Genomic DNA, 24658 nt, shown 5'->3' with positions numbered 1-24658 from the left:
AACTCTTCCTATTTTAACTCATTGATCATCATTACTAATTTCTCAGCCTCAATCTGAGCATCCTCATAAGGTTTCCCCTCTAAACAACCATAGGTCATACAGGAACCATCTAAAGAGCCGCTGATTTGCGAGAATTTTCCGAGACGTCCTAAAGAGACTGAAACGACGGGTAATGTAACAAAAGTCTGGGCTTTCATTATAATATCCATTTGACGTAATACATCCGCCTCGTTTTCTGGATACACAACAATTTTCGCGATGTCCGCTCCCCAATGCTCCATTAAATTCAAACGGAAAAGTACCACAGCATCTTCCGGTGTTTCCTTAAAATTATAATAGCTTAACATCACACGTACATCTAAAGCTTGCATCCATTTGATAAAGGTCGTCGATAATTGATCAATAATAGAAACTTCAACATCTGCTAAATCAATTGCTCGTGAAGAAACTGCAAACTCATATATATGTCGATATTGGTTCAGAGAAATTTCGAGCTGTCCGCCAGCTTCCATTGTTCGCAGATTGAAAATCAACGGGATATCTCGAATTTCATCCCTTAAGGCTAGTAGGGTTGAATTAAGGCAATCGTCATCAAAGATATCCTCATAAAAATCAGCACGCCACTCGATTACTTCGGCAACCTTCTTTGCTTCATTCGCTTGTTCAATGATTTCGTCGAAAGTCTTTCCAACAATCGGTACGCAGATTTTCGGTTTTCCTGCATCAAATCGCACCTCTCTTACTTGAACATCCATCATACGCATCCCATCCTATTTTCTTCTATTTTTTTATTGAATAAAACAATACCTTCAAATAATTACTCTCTTCAAAATGACTAGCTGGAAAATCAGCTGGCAAACGGTAGCTTTCAGTCAGTCGGTAACTCACGTTCTTGTTGTTTAAAGCCGTTTCGATTGATTTCTTAAATTTTTTGAGGGGGAGATTTGCCGCATTAGTTGAGGCGATAATCATTCCTTCTTCAGTAAGGATATCTACACTATCTTCAATTAAACGTCCATAATCCTTTGTCACAGAGAAAGTTTTTTTCTTATTGCGAGCAAAACTAGGTGGATCTAGGACAATCAAATTATAACTTAAATTCTTCCTTGCTGCATAGCGGAAATAGTCAAATGTATCCATTACGATAATTTTTTGTTGTGCCAATGGCAGACCATTCACTTCAAATTGCTCCTGTGTCTTTGGTAAACTACGTTGTGCTAAGTCCACACTTGTCGTCTCTAACGCACCGCCATATGCTGCTGCAACAGAAAAAGCGCCTGTATAGCTAAACATGTTTAACACCTTTTGGCCTGCAGCGAGACCTTCTGTCAGTCGTCCGCGAACTTCTTTTTGATCTAAGAAGATGCCTGTCATGTACCCTTCATCTAAGTATACGGCATATGAAACGCCATTTTCCAGTACAATTAGCGGTTCTTGAGGTTTTTCACCAGCTAACCAACGACTTTCAACTAGTTCACTCTTAAAGCGGATTTTTTCAACTACTCCCTTTGCATTTGGAAACACTTGAAGCAGACTATCCACAATCATTTTTTTGAAATAATGGATTGTTTCGTTATACCAGGAAATTACTAGGTAATCTGCGTAATAGTCGATGGTTATGCCGCCAACTCCGTCTCCTTCGCCATTAAATAAGCGAAAGGCGGTTGTCGTCTCATCTGCAAAAAAGGACTGACGTTTCGCAATCGCCTGTTGAAATTTCTCCATAAAAAAAGCCTGATCAATCGGACGCTGCGTTTGATCAATAACCCAGCCAAACCCTTTATTTTGTTTCCCTAAATAACCTGTCGCAATATATTTATTCTTATTATCAACAAAGTGAACCCATTCTAAGGGAATTTTTTTTATATTCACTTTTAGATCTTCTGCTTGGATCAATGGATTGCCTTGCTGAATTCGTTTGATTCCATAATTTGTTAATTCTATTTTCACTCTCATCCCTGCTTTCTTCTATAGTATATCAAAAAAAAATAGTATTTTTCGCTTATAAAGTTTTCTTTAAGCATGATTGCTCAAATTTCAATAAGAATTGACTGCATTGGTGTAAGCGAGTAAACTGTTAACAAGTGAACATATCGCAATTTTTTTGCGGCAGAAAGGAAGTTACTATTGAAAAAACTAAAAGCTCCTGCATTTTTGAATAAACGTCTCGGCTTTTATGCGTTACTGACATTCTTATTATGGGCGAAAAGTGTTTTTGCATACCTATTTGAATTTAATTTAGGGATCGAAAGTATGACTCAATACTTCATCCTGTTTATCAATCCAATCGCGTCGACGATGTTCTTATTGTCGATCGCTTTATATGTGCGTCGGTCGAAGGCCTCTTACATCACGATGATGGTCATCTATGCACTGGCAAGTTTCTTACTTTTCGCCAATGTTGTATATTATCGTGAATTTACTGACTTCATTACGGTCAATACCTTCTTAGGTGCTGGGAAAGTTGCCAGTGGTTTAGGGGAAAGTGCTGTTCGGCTTTTCCGTCCCTATGACGTGTTATATCTAATTGATATTGTTATTTTACCGATTCTTTTATGGAGAAAAGGGATTAAGCGTGAGGAGCGTCCCGTTCGTGCCCGTATGGCCTTTGCAATGACGGCTCTTTCAATCATGATTTTCTCAGGAAATCTGTTCTTAGCAGAAGCAGATCGTCCAGAATTATTGACTCGTACCTTCTCTCGTGACTACTTAATTAAGTACCTAGGTGTTAATGCCTTCACTGTATATGATGGCATCCAAACCTATAAAACAAACCAAGTTCGTGCAGAAGCGAGTCCCAATGACTTAAAAGAAGTTGAATCTTATGTGAAAGATCATTACGCTGCCCCAAACAGTGACTACTACGGAATTGCTAAGGGACGTAACGTAATCACGATTCATTTAGAAAGTTTGCAACAATTTGTGATCGACTACAAACTAAAGGATGAAAATGGACAAGAGCATGAAGTCACGCCTTTCTTGAATAGCATTTTCCATAGCAATAGTACCTTTAGTTTTGATAATTTCTTCCATCAAGTAAAAGCTGGAAAAACATCCGATGCTGAAACACTGATGGAAAACTCATTGTTCGGTTTGAATCAAGGTTCATTGTTCTCACAATTAGGCGGCAAGAACACATTCCAAGCTGCGCCAGATATCTTGAAACAAACTGAAGGCTATACAAGTGCTGCCTTCCATGGAAATTCAGGAAGCTTCTGGAACCGTTCAGAAACCTATAAGAACCTTGGGTATGACTATTTCTTTGATTCTTCTTATTATGATGTAAACGATGAAAATTCATTCCAATATGGTCTGCATGATAAACCATTCTTCCAACAATCGGTGAAGTATTTGGAACGTCTGCAACAGCCTTTTTATTCTAAGTTTATCGCTGTATCGAACCATTACCCTTACAGTGAGTTCAAAAACGATGAAGCAGGGTTTCCAATGGCGAATACGGGCGATGAAACAATCAATGGATATTTTGCCACAGCAAACTATTTAGACAAAGCGGTTGAAGAGTTCTTCAACTATTTAAAAGCTTCTGGTTTGTATGACAATTCAATCATCGTCATGTACGGTGACCATTACGGGATCTCAAATTCAAGAAACTCTGACCTAGCACCATTACTTGGTAAATCAAAAGAAACATGGTCAAACTTTGATAACGCGCAAATGCAACGGGTTCCTTACATGGTTCATATTCCCGGACAAGATAAAGGCGGAATCAACCATACGTATGGTGGTGAAGTTGATGCTCTCCCTACTCTATTACATCTTTTAGGTGTAGATACAAGCAAATATATTCAATTAGGACAAGATCTCCTATCCGAAGATCATGACCAAATCGTGGCCTTCCGTGATGGAGATTACGTTACTCCAGAATATACGTATTATAGCGGAAGCTTGTATAATAATAGCAATGGTATGGCAATTACAGAACCAAGCGAAAGCTTACAGCAACAAACCGAGAAATGGAAAGAAGCAGTCTCCACTCAATTAAGCACGTCAGATAATATTAATAACGGAGACTTATTACGCTTCTATTCAGCAAGTGGTTTGAAGCCGATCGATGCTTCTCAATACGACTATAAAGATGGTCTGAATAAGATGGAAAAAATCGAAAATAAATTGGGGGATAAATCAACCAGTCTGTATGATCAGAATGGGAAGAAATCCACTCAAGAGCTATACAAAACTGAAACATATAAGCAATATCAAGAGCAAAACCAACAATAAGTTGAAAGGCCAATCTTCATTTATTCCGTGAAGATTGGCCTTTTTTTCTACATTTATTTCTTCCGATAGAATTCATATTTCTTTCAAATTAGGATTCTATACTTAATAGTAAGGGGTGGAAATTCATGGAACTTATTTCAACAACAATTACAACAATTAAACGGCATCGCATTCAATTCTCGATTTCATGGGTGATCTGCTTGATCGCTCTATTTGCCTTGACCAGTTTGAGTATGTTAAAACTTGTGTTGAATCAATTGGATTCCTCCAAGCAAATTCAATTATTTACATCAAAGGAAATTCAACAATTGCAGCACTATTTTTCCGAACGATTACTAGTTTGTGCGGTCGGACTGTTTATTTTGCTGGTGGTCTTCTTTGTGTTTAGAATTCAACGCCAAAGAAAAGCGGCGATCTCAATGAAACAATTAATTTATTCTACAGGTCTAGAATTTTTTATAGGGTTAATGGTTGCCTCTATTTGCTTAATTCTATTGTATACACTTTTTGAACCTGCCTATGAAGCGATCCTTCAATCCTTTTATCATCAAGGATTGAATCAATTTAAGGAACTCCCAAATTTTGTTCTGAGTAATGGAACTAGTGGAATCGCCTACTCCGTTCGTTCTTCGATTTCCTTTGAACTTTCTTCAACAACCCTGCTTGACTTGTTTTTTGTTTCTTTAATCAAAGCCGTTGCCTATATCTTTTTCTGCTTATGTTTGTTAATTATCTGTTTTCGCCTGATTAACTTCGCCTTTAAAAAGAAGAATGTTCGCTAAACACGAACATTCTTCTTTTTGTTCGTTCTTTTGTTAAACTAATTCTTGAAAGTCGATCGTTCCTTCATTATACTTAACAAGTATTCGGTTTTTGCCGATATAATGAACTTATTTTTAAGGAGCGTTTAATTATAATGGAGAAATTCTTTAAATTAAAGGAACAAGGTACCAATATTTCTACTGAAGTAATGGCTGGGGTTACTACATTCTTTGCCATGAGTTATATTTTATTTGTTAACCCAACGATTTTATCAGCTTCAGGGATGCCCTTTCAGGCGGTGTTCTTAGCAACCATCATCGCGTCTGTTATCGGAACTTTAGTTATGGGATTGTTCGCAAATGTCCCTTATGCGCAAGCTCCAGGTATGGGACTGAATGCATTCTTCACTTACACTGTGGTGTTCGGATTAGGATATTCTTGGCAACAGGCTTTAGCAATGGTATTTATTTGCGGGATCATCAATATTTTGATCACTGTTACTAAAATTCGTAAATTGATTATTCACGCTATTCCAGAAAGTATGCAGCATGCAATCGGAGGCGGAATCGGAATCTTTGTCGCTTATGTAGGAATTAAAAATGCCGGCTTGCTTTCTTTTAGTGCGGATTCTTCTGCTATTACTAGTAGCGTTGTTGAAGGCGGCAAAGCAACCAACGTAACCATTAACAGCGGAATCGTCCCAGCATTGGCAAACTTTAACAATGCGCCAATTTTATTGGCTGTTATCGGTTTGGTACTTACTACCATTTTAGTCGTTAAAAATGTTCGCGGAGCCATTTTGATTGGTATCGTGATCACTACTTTATTAGGTATCCCTATGGGCGTTGTTCAATTAGGCTCGATTGATTGGCACGCAAATTCATTGGGGAGTTCGATTCAAGAATTGGGAACAACATTTGGTGCAGCCTTTGGTCCAGCTGGAATGGGATCTCTGTTTTCAGATTCCTCTAAATTGCCTCAGGTATTAATGACAATTTTAGCATTTAGCTTATCTGATACGTTTGATACGATCGGAACCTTTATTGGCACTGGTCGCCGAACAGGTATTTTCTCTAAAGAAGATGAACAAGCATTAGATGATGGTTCTCGAGGATTTAAAACAAAAATGGATAAAGCTTTATTCGCGGATGCCATCGCAACTTCAATTGGTGCTATCTTTGGTACATCAAATACAACCACTTATGTCGAATCCGCAGCAGGAATCGGTGCTGGCGGACGTACAGGCTTAACTTCTGTTGTTGTTGCTGCCCTATTTGCTCTAAGCAGCTTGTTTTCCCCGTTAATCGCTATTGTACCTGCTCAGGCAACGGCGCCTGCTTTGATTTTGGTCGGTGTAATGATGTTAGCGTCTTTCGCTGATATTAACTGGTTGGATCTAGAAGAAGCTGTCCCTGCATTTTTCGCAAGTGTCTTCATGGGGCTTTGCTACAGTATTTCTTACGGAATTGCTGCCGGATTCATCTTCTATACCATCGTTAAAGTAATCAAAGGAAAAACAAAAGAAATTTCACCTATTCTTTGGATTGTAGATCTTTTATTTATTCTAAACTTTATTATTCTAGCTGTTTTATAATAGTAGAAAAAGAAGCGTAAAACCGAAAAATGGTTTTACGCTTCTTTTGGTTCTTCTGTAGATTCATCTTTTTCAGGCTTATCTGGAAATACAACAGTAAATGTCGTCCCCTTCTCTAACTCACTCTCCACTTTAATTGTTCCGTTGTGCAGCCGCACTAATTCTTGAACAATCGATAGTCCTAATCCGGATTCTCCGTACTTTGTATTCTTTCTTGACGGATCAGCTTTATAATACCGATCCCAAATATTCTTAACTTGCTCTTCTGACATACCGATACCCGTATCGGAAATTTTTATCTCAGTAGCCTGCTCTAATTTATTGATTGCTACTGTAATTGTACCATCATTAGTAAATTGAATCGCATTTTGAATTAGGTTTACCATGACCTGTACGAATCGATCATAGTCAGCGTACACATCAATCGGTTCTTCCGTCTGCAGTATCAATTGGTCCTTTGAAGCCTCGGCTTTCCCTTGCAATTGTGAGACTAATGTAGAAACGGCTTCTGTAGCATTGAACGTTTGCAACAGGATACTGATTTGGTTCGTTCGGATCTTTTCGTAATCTAAATTTTCATTTACCAATCGAATCAAACGTGAGGTTTCATTTTGCATCAGCTTGATCGCTTTTTCCTTTTGGTTTTCCGGGATCGCATTATACTGCATTCCCTCAAGCAAGCCATTAATTGTGGTTAAGGGGGTACGCATCTCGTGAGAAGCATCCGCCATAAATTGCTTTCGCCGCTCTTCCTGTCTTTCAATTTCATCCTGAGATTCCTTCAGTGATATGGTCATTTTATTGAAATCCTCTGCCAAATCATCAAATTCATCACGGTTTCGATTCGGCACAATAACATCGAAATTCCCCATGGCAACTTCTTTAGTTGCTGAGCGCATACGATTAATTCGTTTTACTTGTTGCGTAGCAAAGAAATAACTGACAATAATCGCGATAATCGAAGCAATGATAAATGCCTTGAATAAATCAGTGACAATCGAGTTTACACTCGTCTCGACATTCATAGCTGGCTGACTAACCAGCAAGACACCGAAGAAAACACCATCTGTAAAAAATGGAACCATGGCGTAAGAAGTCGTTTGGTTTTGTCCCATCACATTTTTTGAGCTTGTTTCCTTTTGCTGCTGTCCAGCTTTCAATGCTCGCCATTGTTCATTGCTAACTAGATGCTGATTCACTTTTCCTGATTTATCAGGATATTGAACATTCTTGTCCTTATCAATAAAGACAAAGGAAACGTCCTGTTGATTTAGACTGGACTCAGTCACATTAATAGCAAAAAGAAAAATTTCATTACTAGACATCCCTTCAAATCGAATATCTCGACTCAAAGAAAGATTGTTTTTTTCCATCGACTGCGCGTATCCGAACAGTTCCTTATAGTTATTGTCCTCTAAAGTCTTCCGTGTAAATTGGGTAAACGACAAACCCAATGTTAGTAGAATTAATAAAATCAACCCGCCAAAAGCCAGCAACTGTTGATAAAGGTATTTCATCGACCAACCTCAGTGTCATCAAATTTATACCCTACGCCCCAAACCGTTTGAATAACTTGTGAACCTACCTTTTCTATTTTTTGACGAAGTTTTTTAATGTGAGCATCTACTGTCCGTTCATCACCAAAATATTGATAATCCCAAACTAGCTCCAGCAGCTGCTCACGAGTGAACACTTGACGCGGCTTCTTCGCCATCGTGTACAGTAAATCAAATTCTTTTGGCGTTAATCCTTCGATAGTTTTCCCATCTAAATAGGCTTCACGTGTTTTCAAATTCATTTTGAAGTGATCTGTCTGAATATCAAAGCTTTCATTACTAGACACTCCCTCTTTTTGCGGTTCAGCAGTCAGTTCGCTGCGACGATGTAACGCTTTAATTCGCGCAATCAGCGTCAGCGGTGAGAATGGCTTGGTTACATAATCATCTGCACCCATTTCCAAACCTATAACTTGGTCACTTTCAGAGTCCCTAGCTGTTAACATAATGATGGGTACGGTCTTCGAGATTTTTCGAATCTCACGTCCGACCTCCATCCCGTCCATCGTTGGTAAGTTTAAATCCAATGTAATCATATCCCATTTTTCAGGGTCCGCCTTAAACGCGTCTAATCCTTCTTGTCCATCATACTTAAACTCAGCTTCCCAGCCTTCGTTTAAGAAAAACATTTGCATCATCTCGGAGACTGATTCATTGTCTTCGATCATTAAAATATTCATAGTCTAACCCCCTGATATCGTCTAATTCTCATTCTTAGTATACTCTATTTCATTTTTTTGAACCATTACCTTACCCGTATCTTCATTAACAATTTGTTTTTTCTTCAATTTTTTCAGCAATTCATACAAATTTTTTCATTTCTCATTTACTTCTTTGCTTTTTTTATAACGGAATGGTATACTTTTTTCTGCAATAAAAATATTTATTAGGGGGACGTTACGGATTCGACAGGCATAGTTTGAGCTTGAATTGCGCTTCGTAGGTTACGTCTACGTAAAAACGTTACAGTTAAATATAACTGCTAAAGAAAACAATAACTCTTACGCTTTAGCTGCCTAAAAACAGTTAGCGTAGATCCTCTCGGTATCGCCCATGTGCTCGAGTAAGGGTCCTATTCTAAGTGGGATACGTTTCAACTTTCCGTCTGCAAGTTGAAAAAGAGTTCATCAGACTAGCAATGTTCGCGGCCTGTCATGCGGCAGAGGACAAAGCGAAATTCAAATAGTATGACTATGAGCGTAGATTTTTAAGTGTCGATATGTTTGGACGCGGGTTCGACTCCCGCCGTCTCCATAATCCTAAAACCGCAGAAAAGGCCCCAATGCTAAGTACTGAAGCATTGGGACCTTTTTTTAATTTATTAAAAGATGCAGCACTTGAACCTAGTTTTCAATACCACCTTTACTTCCCTTGATCAAAAACCTCTTGTTCCAACTCAACAAACACGAATTCTATCGATTCTGGGTATACATATACAATCAAACGTTCCTTCCGTATGTCGGCCACGACTGCTGGATGTACTTGTTCTGTTGAGACATTGTCGCGAAAAAGTTCTTTTAAAGCAATTTCCAGACCCGGATTGATAAATGGATTCAACATTCAGCTCGCTCCCTTTCCTTGGACAACTTTGCTTACTTCTATTATACGCGCTGAGTATAAAGATAGGTAGTTTTCTTAAAAATCGTTCGTTTTATTAAGTAAATGGGCTTTTTCTTATCATGCGGAACTATTCTAATTTGATTAACGTTATTTTTCATCTAATAAAATAAAAATAATTCTGTTTTGAGCATATAAGTAGGGACGGCTAAACAACTATGGTACGGTTAGACCAATCAGAAAGGAGGGGTTACAGATGAAATACCTTGATATTATCGCGCTTATTTTGTTGATTGTCGGTGGAATTAATTGGTTATTAGTAGGTCTTTTTGAATATGATTTAGTTGCTGCGATATCTGGTGGAAGTACAGCGATTCTTGCTAAAATTATTTATATCGTTGTCGGAATATGTGCTCTTTACTGTTTAAAATTCATTCCAGGAATTGCAAATCGTGCTGAATAGTTAAGTAAAATAGATTTACAAAATCAAAAGCATTTAATATATAAAAAAACGAAGCCCTCATAATTGAATAGAAGGCTTCGTTTTTTTAACGAAAAGGATTGTAAAATCGTCCACCATTGACAAAAAGCAAAAGAATTCCTGCAGAACACAAAAAAAGGACCATTGCTAAGGCTAAATAATCATTTTGCTTCAAAGGCTTAGCCAACAACCATGTTCGACTTTTTTTCTTTCCAAAACGACGTAGCTCCATAGCCGAAGAGATCGTTTCAATTCGTTCCAAGCTAGAAAAAATCAATGGGATTGCGATCGTTAAATTTCCCCTCACCCGTTTCACCAAGGAAGCCTTTTTAGAAAGTTCGTTTCCGCGAGCTTGTTGGGCTTTAGAAATTGTTCGAAAGTCTTCTTGAATATCTGGGATATAGCGTAGTGCCAAAGAAAAGGCGTACGCAATCTTATAAGACCCGCCAACTCGATGAATGCTTGAAGCTAGTTCACTTGGATTGGTCGTTAGAATAAAAATCAACCCCGGTGGGATCGTGACAAAATATTTTATCAATAAATTAAATTCGTAAAACAGTTGTTCTTGAGTAAGTGTATAGCGGCCGATGCCTTCTAAAATTACATGACGTGTTCCATAAATGGTTACACCATATTCTGGAGCAAATAGATAAACTGTCAGTAGATTCAGAATTGAAAAGAAGGCGATAAACTTTACCACAAAGGAAATCTCCCGATAGCTGATTTTTGCTGTCTTGAATAGAATCACTGAAAAGACTGCAAGCGCGAGTAAGAATCGCGTATCATAGGAAATCATTCCAACCACGGAAATCATCAAAAAGCATAATAATTTCGAAAATCCGCTAAGCTGATGGATCGGTGTCGATTTTGGCAAATAGCCAATTAGATTATTTCCTGCCATAAGGCCCCTCCTCATGTTGGATAAATGCCGACACAAAGCCAGTTGCATCCGTTAGATGATTGTTTTGCGCCAACGTGTACAAGCTGGTCTCACGCAAACTCGCCGAGGCAACAAGCTTTGCTGAAGATAGGACATCCGCAGGTGTTTCGTCAGCAATCAACTGGCCTTCCTTCAAGACAAGCGTCCGTTTTGTATGTTCTAACATTAAGTGCATGTCATGTGTAATCATCAAAATCGTTATTCCTTGTCGATTCAACTTTCGCAAGAACGTCATCATTTCATTATAATGGTAATAATCTTGCCCCGCTGTCGGCTCATCAAGGATCAACAGTTCTGGCTCCAATACTAAAATGGCAGCAATAGCTACCCGACGCTTTTGTCCGTGACTCAACGCTGAGATTGGCCAGTTACGAAACTCATAGAGTCCGCAGACTTTCAAGGTATCAAATACCTTCTCTTGAATTTTATCAGGCGCAACTCCACGATTTTCTAATCCTAAAGCCACTTCCTCAAAAATCATATTTTTAGACAACATTTGGTTGCTGTTTTGCAATACGTACCCAATTTTATCCGCCCGCTCCTTGATACTCTCATTTGCAATAGATTGTCCCTTCCACAGAAGTTGTCCTGTCTGAAGAGGATAAAAGCCGGTAATCAAATTAGAAAGAGTGGATTTTCCAGCACCGTTATGTCCTACTAGACTGACCATTTCACCTTGATAGAGCGTAAGATCCATGTTTTTGATGACTTCTTCATTTCCAAAACTAAATGAAAGATTATTTATGGACAATAAGGGTGTTTTTGATTTTTCAACTGCTTTAAACTTCCCTTGCGATTTCGCTAAAGCTGCAGAAATCTCCGGTGAAACTAATTGATCTACTTGCGTTAAATCAGGGAAACCTTCTAATGAAATACCTGCACGTTTTAACGCGGAAATATAGAGTGGCTCACGAATACCGTAGGTCGCTAACAAATCACTTTTTAGCAATTCCGTTGGTATCATATCCGCAATAATCTTTCCTTCATCCATCAAAACAACACGATCAATTGGCGCAGCCAATACTTCTTCCAAACGGTGTTCAATGATAATCGTCGTAAATTTTTGTGACAAGTATAATTGATTGATCATTTGAATCGCTTCATAGCCTGTTTGCGGATCAAGATTGGCTAAAGGTTCATCAAATAAAAGAATTGGTGTCTCATCGATCAGGACACCTGCCATCGTCACCCGCTGCTTTTGTCCACCAGAAAGATCCTGCGGACGTTTTTCAAGCTGTGCCAGTAGATGGGTCTTTTCCGACCAATATTTTACCGCTTGACGCATGGCTTCCTGCTCGACCATCTCATTCTCTAAAGAGAACGCAATATCTTCGGCAACAGTCAAGCCGACAAATTGACTGTCAGTATCTTGGAGCACCGTACCAACATCCAGCGAAAGATCATAAATTGATGCCTCGCTGAATAGTTGGCCGTTGATGCTTAAGCTGCCGGTAAAGCTGCCCTTCTCGTTTTGGGGAATGATCCCATTCAAACACTTTCCCAACGTCGATTTCCCTGAACCACTGGGACCCATGACTAATACCATTTCACCTTGTTTAATTGACAAATTGATGTTTTTCAAAGTAGGTTCAGCTTGACTGTCATATTGAAACGTAAAATCACGAAACTCGATCATTTTATTTCCTCACGTTCTAAGCTTCTTTATTTAAACTTCCCTTTTTAGTTTTTGTCTGTGCATAAGCTTTTAATAGAATAAAACCTATAATTCCCGTTACAACAGAATTTGTAATACCCGCAACAACGCCTTGAGTGAAAACCTTGCTCGGTGCTTCTGCATAAATCAAAATATCTCCAATGGGTGCAATAACAACCCAGGTCACTAAGTTTGCAATCGTTTCACCAACCAAAAAGGTCCCAATTTCTTTTTTACCGAAAATTCCTTGTTCGATCGGAATACGTTTTGCCAAGAGTCCGAAGAAAACACCCAGAATACCTGAAGCGACGATCCATGACCACCAGGCGCCGTACGTCGTTAAATCACCTAAAGCATGTCCGATGAAGCCTGCTAAACCGGCAACAATTGGTCCGTATACTACACCTAATAGCGCCAAGAAAGGATAGGCTGTTGCAATATCCGTATTTGGAATCCCTGTAGGAATCGTCACAAATCGCTTCAAAATGAAGAAGACTGCCGCACCGATACCAATTGCTACAATGTGTTTTACTGTAAATTTCTTATTCATAGTTTTACCCCTTTTTCATTTTTTGTGTTATATTCGCTAAATTTTTGTTAGTTCAATTGTCCAATCATTGCCCGTTCCTATTTTATAAACTGTAGAAAACGAATCTAGATTAATCCCTAAACCAACATTTAATAATGAATTAATATATAATACCGCTTCTTTTGGAGAGACTTGAGCAAAGGAACGCCCAAAAACAACCTCATCCTGATAACGAACCACACCTTGATAGTATATTTTTACTAGCAAGCTTTGTCCATATTCAATCTGCCAGTTTTTGAAAAAGTCCACAGGAATGTTCGTCCATAGTGAACCAAAGCGAATATCTGTGATATCTATCGTACCATTAATTTTACTTTCATTTTGTGTAGGGGCAATCAAAGGAAAAGTCACTAACTCACTTACAGGAATCACGGTTCCTAATTCTGCAAAGCTAACCTTCCCACTAGCAAGCCGCGCACCATTATAAACGTAAACATCACGGCCATGAAATGTATGACTCTCAGAGGATCCCGGCAAGCGTTGCGACTCCTCGTCTATTTGACGGACTTCTTTGATTCCCACATACTGTGCTAAGTATGTTAATGTACCATTATCTGGTGTGATCACGTATTGTCCGCCTCTCAGCTCTGCAACGACACTGCGACGGGTCGAACCTACTCCAGGGTCAACCACTGAGACAAACACTGTTCCTGCCGGCCAATAAGTAACTGCTTGTAATAATCGATAGCTAGCATCATGAATATTATAGGGTTCGATTTCGTGCGTTAAATTATTAATATTCAATGTCGGATCCACCTGATAAGCCACTCCATACATTGCATTAACCGCACCGTCTTGTAATCCAAAATCCGTCTGTACCACTAAAAATCCTGCCATAAATCTTCCACCTTCCGCTCTTACATCATTTTAAAGCTCGTCTTGTAAGTTCTTTTAGTTGTCAAGATCGTCACCTTAACAAAAAAGCAGACACAAAAAATGCCCTCAGCAAAAAAATTGCTAAGGGCATGAACATGCGTTACCACCTTTACTCGTAAAATCCTCACAGACTTCACCTCAATCAGTACCCAAAAATCAACTTCTTGGAGACTGTGCCTTGTTAACGGGGGCATCCGTATTTCCTTAAACATTCGGGAAATCCGCTCAAAAGCCATTTTCAAATAATCAAGCTGCATCCCTTCTCACCAAACAGGAACTCTCTTTCGCAGATTTAATTATTTTACTTTCTTTCTCATCGCGTTTTATTGATTGCTAATAAAATAGCAAAGAAACTACGACTTGTCAATCTAAGAGACAATTTGATCACTCATCAATAAAAAAGAGAGCGGTTTGACTACTTTGCTTAACCTTGCCCGTAATATGAATGGTCTCCGTGTTTACGGTAATAATGCTTATCCAGCAAATACTGTGGAATCTCACAGATGCCTGGATTGATTTTTTTATTTTCCTTCGCCATCAGACAAATTTCATCCAAAATCAAACTGTTTTCCACTGCTTTCATCGGTGAATCGCCCCAAGTAAATGGACCATGCCCATAAACTAACACCCCAGGTACTTCATCTGAATGGATTTTCCTTTTCTTGAATGTCTCAACAATTACCTGTCCAGTGTTTACTTCATACGCTTCTTTCACTTCTGCTTCCGTTATCTGACGTGTACAGGGAATCCTACCATAAAAAGCATCGGCGTGCGTCGTTCCATAAGCGGGCAGATCACGTCCAGCTTGAGCCCACATGACCGAGTTTGTTGAATGAGTATGAACGATGGCATTGATTTTTTCAAATGCTTGGTATAATACCACATGTGTTGGCAAGTCAGAGGATGGATTAAGACTTTCTTCATCCAACACATGCCCAGCTAAATCCGTAACGACCATTTGATCTGCCTGCATCTTTTCGTATTTTACTCCGCTTGGTTTGATCACAATGATCCCTAGTTCCCGATTGATTTCACTGACATTACCCCAAGTTAATTTGACTAGACCGTAATGAGGCAGTTCTAAATTCGCCTCAAAAACTCGCTGTTTCATTGCGGCAATGACTTCATTACGCGACATCATAGCCTGCCTCCTTTAATTTTGCATAAAGATATCTTTTCGCTTGCTGAATTTCTGTCACAAAATCCTGACTCTTTTCACTCCACATCTCGATTAGAAACGTCCCATCGTATTCTAGTCGTTTCAAATTTCTTAATAACCCTAGAAAATCGACACAGCCTTCCCCAAATGGAACATCCCGAAACTGTCCACTGGAGTCTTCGGTTACAGGATAGGTATCCTTCAAATGAATGGACGTAATACAGTCGATTCCTTTTTCCAATTCTCGAGCTGGATCATTTTCCGGCCAAGCAGATAAATTACCTAAATCTGGATACACTTGAAGGTAAGGTGAATGGATTTGTTTTTTGATCTCTAAAAATTTTGATATAGAGTTCATAAAAGGATCATCCATAATTTCAACAGAGAGAATCACACCGTAATTTGAAGCTTCCTTCACACTTTCCTTCATTCCTGCGATAAAGTCTTCCCTAGAACTTATGGATTTTTTTTCATAGTATACGTCGTATCCTGCTACTTGAATAACATTAATACTTAAATTGTGAGCTAATTGAATGGCTTTACTCATAATCTCTTTTGCGATTTTTTGCTTATTTGGATCAGAAGAGCCAAAAGGAAAGCGTCGATGTCCACTTAGGCAAATAGAATTAATTCGCACGCCTGTCTCGAACATATCGTTTCTCAGCTCCGCAATTTTTTCTTCAGGCCAGTCTAAACGCGCCAATCGTTCATCGGTTTCATCGATGGACATTTCTATAAAATCAAAGCCCATTTCCTTTACCAAGTAAAAACGTTCTTTCCATGAAATATTTTGAGGTAAGGCTTTTTCGTAAATTCCGACTTGAGCCATTTTATTGCCCCCAAATTCGGATGATTTCATCCTTGAAGTTTTGAGCGGCTTGTACTGGATCGGGAGCCGCTGTAATTCCTCGTCCTGTGATAAAGGTGTACACATCAATTCCTTCGAATAATTTTAATGTATCTACATCTAACCCACCAGTAACTGAAACGTTGAAGCCCATTTCAATCAACTTTTTGACTTTGGATAGATCTTTTTCGCCCCAAGTTTCACCAGATAGCAAAGCATCACGGCTTTGATGGTAAATTGCTTGTTTGATTCCAATCTCACGCCAAGCTTCAGCCTGCTGGTAGGTCCAATCCCCATACAGCTCTACTTGTAATTCTTCCACTTCTTTTTTCGCTGCTTTCATCGTCGGAATCGTCGCACAGCAGATAACCGTCATGAAGTCTGCCCCAGCCTTCGCGACATTTTTCGCAACTGTTCCACCAGCATCCGCGCATTTGGTATCAGCGACTAATTTTTTTTCTGGAAACATTCCACGAATACAGCGAATTGCTTTTTGTCCTTCTTGTAAACACAAGATCGTGCCTACTTCAATAATATCAACGACAGCTCCTACCTTAAAAATATCTGCTAATGCGTGTTCTAAATCATTATGATCCAATGCTATTTGTAAATTTGGTCTACTCATTATGAAATTCCTCTTCTACTTAGTTTTTTGATATAACTCTGATTCCGAAAATTTTTCGCCGATTTCTTTAGCGGACATTACGTTCTTAATTCCGATTACTGTCACACCTTTTTTTCTGCTTGAGTAAACATATTTAAAAAGTTTACTGGAGTAAAAACGACATCGTATTGCGTTGCGGAACTTTTCCCTTCAGAAATCGCACAATGGTGAATCTTTGTGATTGGCACATTCAATTCTTTCATTGCCTTTTCCACACTTCTCATCATCATCAAGCTAGTACCAGACCCGTTCGCACAAGATACTAAAATTCTCATTATTACTTCCTCCTTATTCGTTTTAACGATTTATTTTTTTATTAATTTTGCTCTTGATATTTCTCTGCATATTGTTCGTAATCATCCACAATCATAAAGTAGCCTTCTGGATTTTTCCGATATTGCAGTTGCGGAATGATCAGTAGCCCCACCACAACGACAGCGATTCCAATATAACCTAAGACTTTCATGATGACTGTAAATACTGGCCAAGCTGTCGCCCAGTCGAACATTCCGATATAGCCGCCGTATTTTGACATACCAATCCACGTTGCAAATAGCGCCGACCCTCCGACTTGGATAATCCCCGAAAGAAACAGAAATAGACAAGCGGCTTTGAACCCTCCACGGTTATTTGCGAAAACAGCAATTACTGCATTATCAAAGAATAACGGGATAAATCCTGCAATAACAATTGTTGGAGATTTTAATAGAATTAGCAATCCGATCATTAAGAACTGGCCTAAAGCACCAAATAAGAAACCAATTGTCACTGCGTTAGGTGAGCCAAAACCAAAGGTAGCAGCCACGTCAATCCCAGGAACCGCGCCTGGCAAAATCGTATTGGAAATTCCTTGGAAAGATTGAGTCAGTTCATCAACGAAAGTTCGTACTCCTAATTGCAAGATAGCCAGATAAACAGCAAAGTTCAGCGATGTAGTCATAATATAGAATAGGAAGCTTTGTCCTTCTTGCATGAATTCTGCCTGAATTAAGTAATCCTTACCTAACACCAATAAAATGATTCCAAAAAAGAAAAGCATCAGTAAAGATGTTGCTACCATATTTTCATTGAAGATTGACAAAAAACCTGGCAATTCAATATCTTCTAACTTTTTATCCATTTTTTCAGCTTTATTTTTCTTCTCATCCCGTTTTTTCATCCATTCAGCTAATTTTGCGAAGATAAAAATCCCAAACATTTGTTGATGAGCAACAGCAAAACCTGCCCCCTCCGTTAATTCCTGTGTAATTCCTACCGTCAAGTTTGAAGCAACTGCCCAGTAACAGCCTAAAATTAATCCCATAAAGATCAACACTTGAATTCTTCCTAAATCTGGAAAGCAGAACAATAAGATCCAAAAGGCAGTGGCCGACTGTTGAATTTGCACATTCCCTGTTGTAAAAACGGAGCGTAATTTCGTGTATTTTTGGAAACGAACCAATAAAATATTCATAACGAAAGCGATCAATAATAAAATCATAACGTCTCCAAATGTTCGGCCGAAGGTTTCCATCAGCCCAGCATCCACTGCGTTTTGTCCAAAGTATGGATCGGTTACCATTGCATCTAAGTTAAAGCGTTCTTTTAATCCAACTAAGATCGGGCGAAAGTTATTTACTAGGCCCCCTGATCCAACAGTTAAAATAAAGTAGCCAACAGTCGCTTTTAAAAAGCCCGCGACACATTCATAAAGAGGCCTTTTCAGTAAGATATACCCCAGCAGCACAATAAATCCGATCAGATAAGCTGGCTGTGTCAAAATGTTTGTTGCAAAATATGTCCAAATACTTAACAAAAAGTCACCCATTACTTCTTCCTCCTATAAGTTATACTCTTGCATCACAGTTTGATAATCTTCGATCGAATTTGTCGCAACAAGACGCTCTATTAGACCTTCTGTCATCAGTAATTCAGACAAGTTCTGAATGTTTTCCATATGTTCTTCAGCATTTTTTGCGGCTAGGGTAAAAAATAAAATAGCAGCTTTTTCTTCGTCTTTACTATCGAATTGAATCGGCTTCTTCATTTTCGTAAATGAGATCGCTGTTCCAAAAACCCCTTCGCTGTCCTCAGAAGAATGTGGCATTGCTACTCCTGGAACAATGACTATATAAGGACCATGATCTTCTACACAGCGTATAATTTCATCCACATAGGTTTGATTGATGATCTTTTTATCCAACAATAAATGGCAGCTTTCAGCAATCGCCTCTCGCCAATCCGTTATTTCTTTTTCGGAATAGTTGATTAGTTCATTATCAAAAAAATATTTAAGCATGTTGCTGCTCCTTTCTTCTATAGGAATGATGGAAATGGCGTGTCATTTTCTACTGAGAAGGCATCTTCAAAACCGCGATAGAAGTTAAATTCAAGATCATCTCTATCTGTTGGATAAATGAATTTCCCGCCAACTTGCCAAATATATGGTTTAAAATCATATTTCAAACGATCTTTTTTGAATTTCCATATTTCAGTGATTTCCTTTGGATCTGCCATGAAGTTTGCCCAAATGTCGTAATGAACTGGAATAACCACTTTTGCATTGAGCAATTCCGCCATCCGAAGCATATCCACAGAAGTTACTTTATCGGTGATACCTCGTGGATTTTCACCATAGGCACCAAGACAAACATCGATTTGGTGTTCATTTCCGTGCTTAGCAAACATATTTGAATAATGTGAATCTCCTGCATGGTAAAGATTGCCGCCAGATGTTTCGAATAGATAGTTCACAGCGATTTGATCCATGTCTTGCGGTACTTTCCCTTTTAATGTTACTTCTGGGTCTTCACAAGTTACTAAGGCCGTCCGGTCAAAGGCTTCTAAAGCAACTACATTAATATCTTTGATTTTGACTTCATCTCCTGGTTTTACAATGATTGTCTTTTCTTTTGGAATCCCCCATTTCAACCAAGTGTTAACGACTTCTGTTGGACCGACAAATTTTGCTTCTGGACAATTTTGATGAACTGCTGCAGCTGTATTGATATCAAGATGATCGGAATGGATATGTGTTACGACAAGAGCATCGACATTTTTCACTTCAAAAGGATCGATGACAAATGGCTGTGTCCGTAAGTTAGGCTGCATCTTTTGTACACCGCTCATTCGCATCATTTGATGGCCTTTTTTCATCATACCGTTACCATGACTACGTTTCCCCGTTCCGCACCATAAGTCACACAAGATATTGGTTCCTTCATGGCTCTTCAGCCAAATTCCTGTACAGCCCAACCACCACATAGCGAAAGTTCCTTCTTTAACTACTTCTGATTCAATTTCCTCATTTAAATATGTTCCCCATTCGGGAAAGGTATCTAATACCCAGCTTTCTTTAGTAACTTCATTGATGTTTTTACTCATTATGATTGCTCCTCACATATGTTTGTTCTGACTTACATTTAAAGCTTAAAGTGTTTTCGAAGCTATGAAAACCCTTTTATATGACTTTCTACTCTTTATATGATTTTCTTTCCATTTTTAATGATTTTCTTAGTATAATGTAAGCGGTTAAAGAATTTTAAACGAACTTCTCGATGATTAAAATCATTTATACAGACTAAGTGTCCTATAGGAGGTAAAACAATGAAGAACTCACTCATAAATATCGATAAACGTCAAAAAGAGATTCTAGAGCTACTCCAGCAATCGGAACAAATGACGACTCTTGAACTGGCGCAGTCTTTAGGCGTATCGATTAGTACGATTCGGAGAGATTTAAACTTATTGGAAGAAAAGAACGATATTATCCGTAATTATGGTTACTGCTCCTACAATTATGATAATAAGACCGACTTTGATCAATCTGGTCCAGAAAGAATCAAGCAAGCGATTGCAAGAGAAGCTAGTAAATATATTAACGATTACGATACACTATTCATTAATTCAAGCTCGACCGCATTAAAAACCTTAGACTTTATTCATTCCAATCATCTAACGATTGTTACCAACAATGTAAAAGTCAATTACTCCCCTCACAAAGATAATTGCAGTTATATTCTGACAGGGGGAGAAATGCGATTTCCAAAAGAAGCATTAGTCGGTGATATTGCATTAAATACAATCTCTTCAATGAATGCAGATGTTTGTGTCATCGGCTGCAGCGGTGTCAGCGTAGAAGATGGGGTTACAACTAAAATCCTAAATGAGTCTACTATTAATGAAATGATGATCAATAAAACAACTAGATGTAAAATTCTAGTTGCTGATCATCGAAAAATCGGACTGACCTCAAAATTCAAAATTGCGGATATATCTGTCTTTGATTACTTGATAACCGATCAATTTTGCTCACAAAAAGGATTGAGCGAAATCATGAATGCCGGAGTAAAAGTAATTCAAATTGAGTAAAACAAATACCCTTCAAACACTGTTACGATGTTTGAAGGGTATTTGTTTTACTATTCAGCTTCTAAGGTATTGCCTTTTCGTTTCGGTATTTGCATTGAAAATATCCAAGTGAACATTGTAATAATCGTTAAAGCAATCAGTAATTGCCAACCTGTTTGATAGGAACCTGTTTTGTCATAGATATTCGCTATTAATAAAGAACCGAATGTTAAGCCAACCTGTGAAATACTACTAATTAATCCATAAACGTCAGCATAATGTTTTCTGCCGTAAATACGAGCCGTAATTAGTGGTGGCGATACGGTCCCAATAGGTGTTCCTAATCCGAAACAGACTGCCATCAGATAGACCATCACAATCTGATGCCCATTTAGTAACAAAATAAAAGCTAATGTCATGAAGCTACATCCAAATATTGTACTTTTTACTGTTCCAAACCGATCATCAATCCAGCCTAATATTAATTTCCCAAAAACTCCGACTAAAGAATACAACGAAATGATAGAGGATTTTACAACTACCCCATGCATTTCTTCAAGAGCTGGCGGAAACTGCCCTAATGATCCAGAATTCAGCAACCCATTACAGAAAATACCAATCACCAGCATTAAAAAGACCGGCTGTTTGATTAGTTGATTGATCTTTAGCGTTTCTTTGCTTTCTGCCCTTTCCGCTTGAATGGACTTATCACTGGCACCATAAGCCTGTAAGCCCATTTCTGTCGGCGTTTTTTTCAGCACAAACAATGAGACGGGAATGGTAATGACCAACAATAGAATTGCGATAATTCGATAGGAAGCACGCCAGCCGAAATTTGCTAACAAGTAGCTCAGTACGGGACTGAAAATGAATCCCCCCAATCCTATGCCTGCCATAGCAATACTCATCGCCAATCCACGCTTTTCCTCAAACCAGTTCGTAATAATCATACTTACAGGAATCAATGTACTGCTTGTGTAAGCAACTCCCAATACAATTGCCAATAGATATAGTTGCCAGACAGCCGTGGCAAATGAAAAGCTAAAATATGCCACAATGAATAACAGTAACGCGATCGTTTGAATCCTTTTTAGATTTCCAGTTGCCAATTTTCGTGCCACAAATGGAGAAAATACTATACCCATCGATTGTGTAATGGTATTTACTAAAGTAAAAGCACTGCGAGAAATCCCCATATCTTCTGTGACAGATAGAAGATAAACGTTAGCTAGTGACATAACCATTGGAACAACTGTCGCGGTAATACATACACATCCGATGACAACTTTCCATCCGTAGAAAATCTTTTTATCCCCCATAACTAAGTCTCCTGACTAAAATAGCCTGAAACAATAGTCGCCATTGATTTAGCAGCAATCAGCATAGATGCTTCATCAATATCAAATTTGGGATGGTGATGAGGATAAGCAGTTTGTCCTTCTCCTGTTGCCCCTATATAAAAGAAACAGCTAGGCCTTTCTTGACAATAATAGGCAAAGTCTTCAGAAGGTGCGATTGGTCCACTGTCAATAACATTTTTTAATTCTGTAAAAGGATGTTCCTTTAAGCAGTTTGCAACAAAACCAGTCAAGTCTGGATCATTCATCAAAACTGGATAATCGTCAACATAATCTAGCTCGAAAGAAGCACCATAGGCTTCACAAACACCCTTAACTACAGCTTCAAAAGCCTCTTTAACAGTTGATCGACTCGCCTCATTCATCATGCGAATGTCCCCTTCAAGAAAAACAGCATCTTTCAGAACATTCGCAGAACCTTTTCCGTCAAAAGAGCCAACAGTTAAAGTCGTCATATCAAATGGATTCACACGTCTGCTGACAATACTTTGTAGATTGACAACAATCTGGCTTCCGACTAATACAGCATCGATTCCTGCATTTGGCATCGATCCATGGCTCCCTTTCCCTTGGATTTTTAATTTGAATGTTGCACGTCCGGTTTGTGTTGCTCCAGCATGATAATAAACAGTTCCTAAATCAAATCCAGACATTACATGACAACCAAGCACATGGTCCACCCCTTGAAGACAACCATCTTGAATCATTTGGATAGCTCCTCCAGGCGGTGTTTCTTCTGCAGGTTGATGAAGAATTGTAATTTTCCCATTCAATCGATTCTTCATTTCGATTAGACTCTCTGCTAAGATCAGCATATAAGCCGTATGAGCGTCATGACCACAAGCATGCATTACCCCAGGGATTTCTGATGCAAAAGGCAACCCTGTTTCCTCTTGGATTGGTAACGCATCAAAATCAGCTCGCAACGCTACATTCTTCCCCGGCTTTCCACTGTCAATTTCAACAACTACTCCGTAACCGCCTACATTTTCTTCCACCTTACAATCTAGCTCTTGATAAAACTCAGCAATGTACTTCGCTGTTTTTTGTTCCTTGAAAGATAACTCAGGATGCGCGTGTAAATAACGTCGAATGTCAATCATACACTCTTTTTTACTTTCAAGAATCAGGTGGAGCTCTTCTTCAAAATTATTCATAATTTCCTCCTTTAAAGAATAAATTTCCTTAACAAAGAAATATTATCATATGTTTCCGCCTATTTACAAGGATTCTAGGAGAATATAAAATACAATTTTATTATTTTTATTTATAAAAATGAATAAATAATTGCAAATATTTTTGGTTAAAATGCGTATGCGTTTTGCACATAAAATTACGCAAGTTGTTTAATTTTATAAAAAAATTAGTTTTCTTGTCTATTTTTCAATAAACAAGAAAACTATCAAAAAAAGTATTAGCTATTTTGCCATTTTTCCAAATATTCTTTCGACGCATTTGTTACTTGAATAAAGCCATTTTCTTTTACATCCTTAAATAAATTACCGCCTACACCTACAACTACCGCACCTGCTTGTTTCCATTCTGATAAATTATCTAGATTAATACCCCCAGTAGGCATGATATTCACCTGGGGCAAAGGTGCTTTCGCTGCTTTGATCATTTGTGGTGTAAAATTATTAGCTGGAAATAGTTTTACAATCTCTGAGCCGCTTTTCATTGCCTGCTGCATTTCTGTCACAGTCATACACCCGGGAATATATGGAACTTGATATAGGTTGCAAAGCTCAGCGGTTGTCTGATCAAAACATGGGCTAACAATGAATTCTGCTCCCGCTTCAATCGCTAAACGAGCAGTTATCACATCTAAAACGGTTCCTGCGCCTATGACAACCTCGGAATCACTTTCAACCATTTTTTTCAGATTGGTGATTAGTTTCGCTGCTTGTGGAACAGAAAAGGTTACTTCAATTCCTTTTATTCCTCCCTTTACAACTGCTTTGGCAGCGTTATAAGCATCTTCACTAGATTTTTCTCTTATTACAGCGACGACACCAGCTTTTTCAATACGTGTAAGTACTTCAGACTTTTTCAT

General features: G+C 38.5%; 23 protein-coding genes, 1 other RNA gene, 1 pseudogene and 1 other annotated feature. Of the genes and pseudogenes, 6 read left to right on the top strand and 19 right to left on the bottom strand.

The window, feature by feature from the left end; all coding sequences use genetic code 11:
• Window positions 1-8 precede the first annotated feature (8 nt).
• Both aroD and RV13_RS15655 read right to left on the bottom strand, forming a co-directional pair.
• Entirely contained in the window at window positions 9-758 is a 750-nt protein-coding gene (aroD, locus tag RV13_RS15660; RefSeq protein ID WP_010746192.1) for a type I 3-dehydroquinate dehydratase, read from the bottom strand.
• 22 nt (window positions 759-780) lie between these two features.
• The gene (locus RV13_RS15655; protein ID WP_174520517.1) at window positions 781-1950 is read right to left on the bottom strand and encodes a class I SAM-dependent rRNA methyltransferase; all 1170 of its coding nucleotides are present in this window, start codon (window positions 1948-1950) and stop codon (window positions 781-783) included.
• Window positions 1951-2127: 177 nt separating this feature from the next.
• Between RV13_RS15655 and RV13_RS15650 the strand changes: the two genes are divergently transcribed.
• The 3 genes from RV13_RS15650 (at window position 2128) to RV13_RS15640 (ending at window position 6595) form a co-directional block, all read left to right on the top strand.
• Complete coding sequence (locus tag RV13_RS15650) at window positions 2128-4239, top strand: LTA synthase family protein (protein ID WP_010746190.1); 2112 nt, start codon at window positions 2128-2130, stop codon at window positions 4237-4239.
• A 125-nt stretch (window positions 4240-4364) separates the two neighbouring features.
• Window positions 4365-5021, top strand: coding sequence for a hypothetical protein (locus RV13_RS15645; protein WP_010746189.1), 657 nt, complete (start codon window positions 4365-4367; stop codon window positions 5019-5021).
• Window positions 5022-5155: 134 nt separating this feature from the next.
• On the top strand, window positions 5156-6595 hold the full coding sequence (locus tag RV13_RS15640) for an NCS2 family permease (RefSeq protein WP_010746188.1): 1440 nt from the start codon (window positions 5156-5158) through the stop codon (window positions 6593-6595).
• A 35-nt stretch (window positions 6596-6630) separates the two neighbouring features.
• On the opposite strand, the gene RV13_RS15635 is transcribed toward RV13_RS15640, so the two are convergent.
• Window positions 6631-8112 (bottom strand): sensor histidine kinase, encoded by a 1482-nt coding sequence (locus RV13_RS15635; RefSeq protein ID WP_010746187.1) that lies wholly within the window; start codon window positions 8110-8112, stop codon window positions 6631-6633.
• Entirely contained in the window at window positions 8109-8831 is a 723-nt protein-coding gene (locus tag RV13_RS15630; protein WP_010746186.1) for a response regulator transcription factor, read from the bottom strand. The genes RV13_RS15635 and RV13_RS15630 overlap by 4 nt, the downstream gene beginning before the upstream one ends.
• 210 nt (window positions 8832-9041) lie before the next feature.
• Here RV13_RS15630 and ssrA point away from each other — a divergent pair.
• Window positions 9042-9408: a transfer-messenger RNA gene (ssrA, locus tag RV13_RS15625) on the top strand.
• A gap of 105 nt (window positions 9409-9513) precedes the next feature.
• On the opposite strand, the gene RV13_RS15620 is transcribed toward ssrA, so the two are convergent.
• Window positions 9514-9711 (bottom strand): hypothetical protein, encoded by a 198-nt coding sequence (locus RV13_RS15620; protein ID WP_010746185.1) that lies wholly within the window; start codon window positions 9709-9711, stop codon window positions 9514-9516.
• A gap of 253 nt (window positions 9712-9964) precedes the next feature.
• Between RV13_RS15620 and RV13_RS15615 the strand changes: the two genes are divergently transcribed.
• A complete protein-coding gene (locus RV13_RS15615) occupies window positions 9965-10171 on the top strand; it encodes a DUF378 domain-containing protein (RefSeq protein ID WP_010746184.1) in 207 nt (68 codons plus the stop codon).
• An 85-nt stretch (window positions 10172-10256) separates the two neighbouring features.
• On the opposite strand, the gene RV13_RS15610 is transcribed toward RV13_RS15615, so the two are convergent.
• From RV13_RS15610 to ulaG, 11 genes and pseudogenes are all read right to left on the bottom strand, one after another.
• The gene (locus RV13_RS15610) at window positions 10257-11090 is read right to left on the bottom strand and encodes an energy-coupling factor transporter transmembrane component T family protein (RefSeq protein ID WP_010746183.1); all 834 of its coding nucleotides are present in this window, start codon (window positions 11088-11090) and stop codon (window positions 10257-10259) included.
• Complete coding sequence (locus RV13_RS15605; protein ID WP_010746182.1) at window positions 11077-12765, bottom strand: ABC transporter ATP-binding protein; 1689 nt, start codon at window positions 12763-12765, stop codon at window positions 11077-11079. The genes RV13_RS15610 and RV13_RS15605 overlap by 14 nt, the downstream gene beginning before the upstream one ends.
• 16 nt (window positions 12766-12781) lie before the next feature.
• A complete protein-coding gene (locus RV13_RS15600; protein WP_010746181.1) occupies window positions 12782-13333 on the bottom strand; it encodes an ECF-type riboflavin transporter substrate-binding protein in 552 nt (183 codons plus the stop codon).
• Window positions 13334-13369: 36 nt separating this feature from the next.
• Window positions 13370-14209 carry an SAM hydrolase/SAM-dependent halogenase family protein gene (locus RV13_RS15595; protein WP_028020644.1) on the bottom strand — a complete coding sequence of 280 codons (840 nt, stop codon included), beginning with the start codon at window positions 14207-14209 and terminating at the stop codon, window positions 13370-13372.
• Window positions 14210-14328: 119 nt separating this feature from the next.
• Window positions 14329-14574, bottom strand: a binding site (T-box leader).
• Between the two features lie 98 nt (window positions 14575-14672).
• Window positions 14673-15386, bottom strand: a complete 714-nt coding sequence (gene araD, locus RV13_RS15585; protein ID WP_010746178.1) for an L-ribulose-5-phosphate 4-epimerase AraD — start codon at window positions 15384-15386, stop codon at window positions 14673-14675.
• Window positions 15376-16236 carry an L-ribulose-5-phosphate 3-epimerase gene (locus RV13_RS15580; protein ID WP_010746177.1) on the bottom strand — a complete coding sequence of 287 codons (861 nt, stop codon included), beginning with the start codon at window positions 16234-16236 and terminating at the stop codon, window positions 15376-15378. Before RV13_RS15580 ends, araD begins: the two co-directional genes overlap by 11 nt.
• A 1-nt stretch (window position 16237) precedes the next feature.
• Window positions 16238-16879, bottom strand: a complete 642-nt coding sequence (locus RV13_RS15575; RefSeq protein ID WP_010746176.1) for a 3-keto-L-gulonate-6-phosphate decarboxylase UlaD — start codon at window positions 16877-16879, stop codon at window positions 16238-16240.
• Window positions 16880-16894: 15 nt separating this feature from the next.
• A pseudogene (locus RV13_RS15570) lies at window positions 16895-17193 on the bottom strand (PTS sugar transporter subunit IIB).
• Between the two features lie 41 nt (window positions 17194-17234).
• Window positions 17235-18725: a PTS ascorbate transporter subunit IIC gene (gene ulaA, locus RV13_RS15565; RefSeq protein ID WP_060789487.1), complete on the bottom strand. Its 1491-nt coding sequence runs from the start codon at window positions 18723-18725 to the stop codon at window positions 17235-17237.
• Between the two features lie 12 nt (window positions 18726-18737).
• On the bottom strand, window positions 18738-19196 hold the full coding sequence (locus RV13_RS15560) for a PTS sugar transporter subunit IIA (RefSeq protein WP_010746173.1): 459 nt from the start codon (window positions 19194-19196) through the stop codon (window positions 18738-18740).
• Between the two features lie 17 nt (window positions 19197-19213).
• Window positions 19214-20281 (bottom strand): L-ascorbate 6-phosphate lactonase, encoded by a 1068-nt coding sequence (ulaG, locus tag RV13_RS15555; RefSeq protein WP_010746172.1) that lies wholly within the window; start codon window positions 20279-20281, stop codon window positions 19214-19216.
• Window positions 20282-20503: 222 nt separating this feature from the next.
• On the opposite strand from ulaG, the gene RV13_RS15550 reads away from it, so the two are divergent.
• Window positions 20504-21268 carry a DeoR/GlpR family DNA-binding transcription regulator gene (locus RV13_RS15550; RefSeq protein WP_010746171.1) on the top strand — a complete coding sequence of 255 codons (765 nt, stop codon included), beginning with the start codon at window positions 20504-20506 and terminating at the stop codon, window positions 21266-21268.
• A 50-nt stretch (window positions 21269-21318) separates the two neighbouring features.
• Here RV13_RS15550 and RV13_RS15545 read toward each other — a convergent pair whose 3' ends face one another.
• From RV13_RS15545 to RV13_RS15535, 3 genes are all read right to left on the bottom strand, one after another.
• Complete coding sequence (locus RV13_RS15545) at window positions 21319-22566, bottom strand: MFS transporter (RefSeq protein WP_028020647.1); 1248 nt, start codon at window positions 22564-22566, stop codon at window positions 21319-21321.
• 2 nt (window positions 22567-22568) lie between these two features.
• On the bottom strand, window positions 22569-23762 hold the full coding sequence (locus RV13_RS15540; protein WP_010746169.1) for an amidohydrolase: 1194 nt from the start codon (window positions 23760-23762) through the stop codon (window positions 22569-22571).
• A 257-nt stretch (window positions 23763-24019) separates the two neighbouring features.
• Window positions 24020-24658: a bifunctional 2-keto-4-hydroxyglutarate aldolase/2-keto-3-deoxy-6-phosphogluconate aldolase gene (locus tag RV13_RS15535; protein ID WP_010746168.1), complete on the bottom strand. Its 639-nt coding sequence runs from the start codon at window positions 24656-24658 to the stop codon at window positions 24020-24022.

The sequence above is a fragment of the Enterococcus raffinosus genome, assembly GCF_001886185.1.
Classification (GTDB): Bacteria; Bacillota; Bacilli; order Lactobacillales; family Enterococcaceae; genus Enterococcus_A; species Enterococcus_A raffinosus.
The sequence above is the reverse complement of the archived record's forward strand: the minus strand, read 5'-3'. Positions and strand labels throughout refer to the sequence as shown.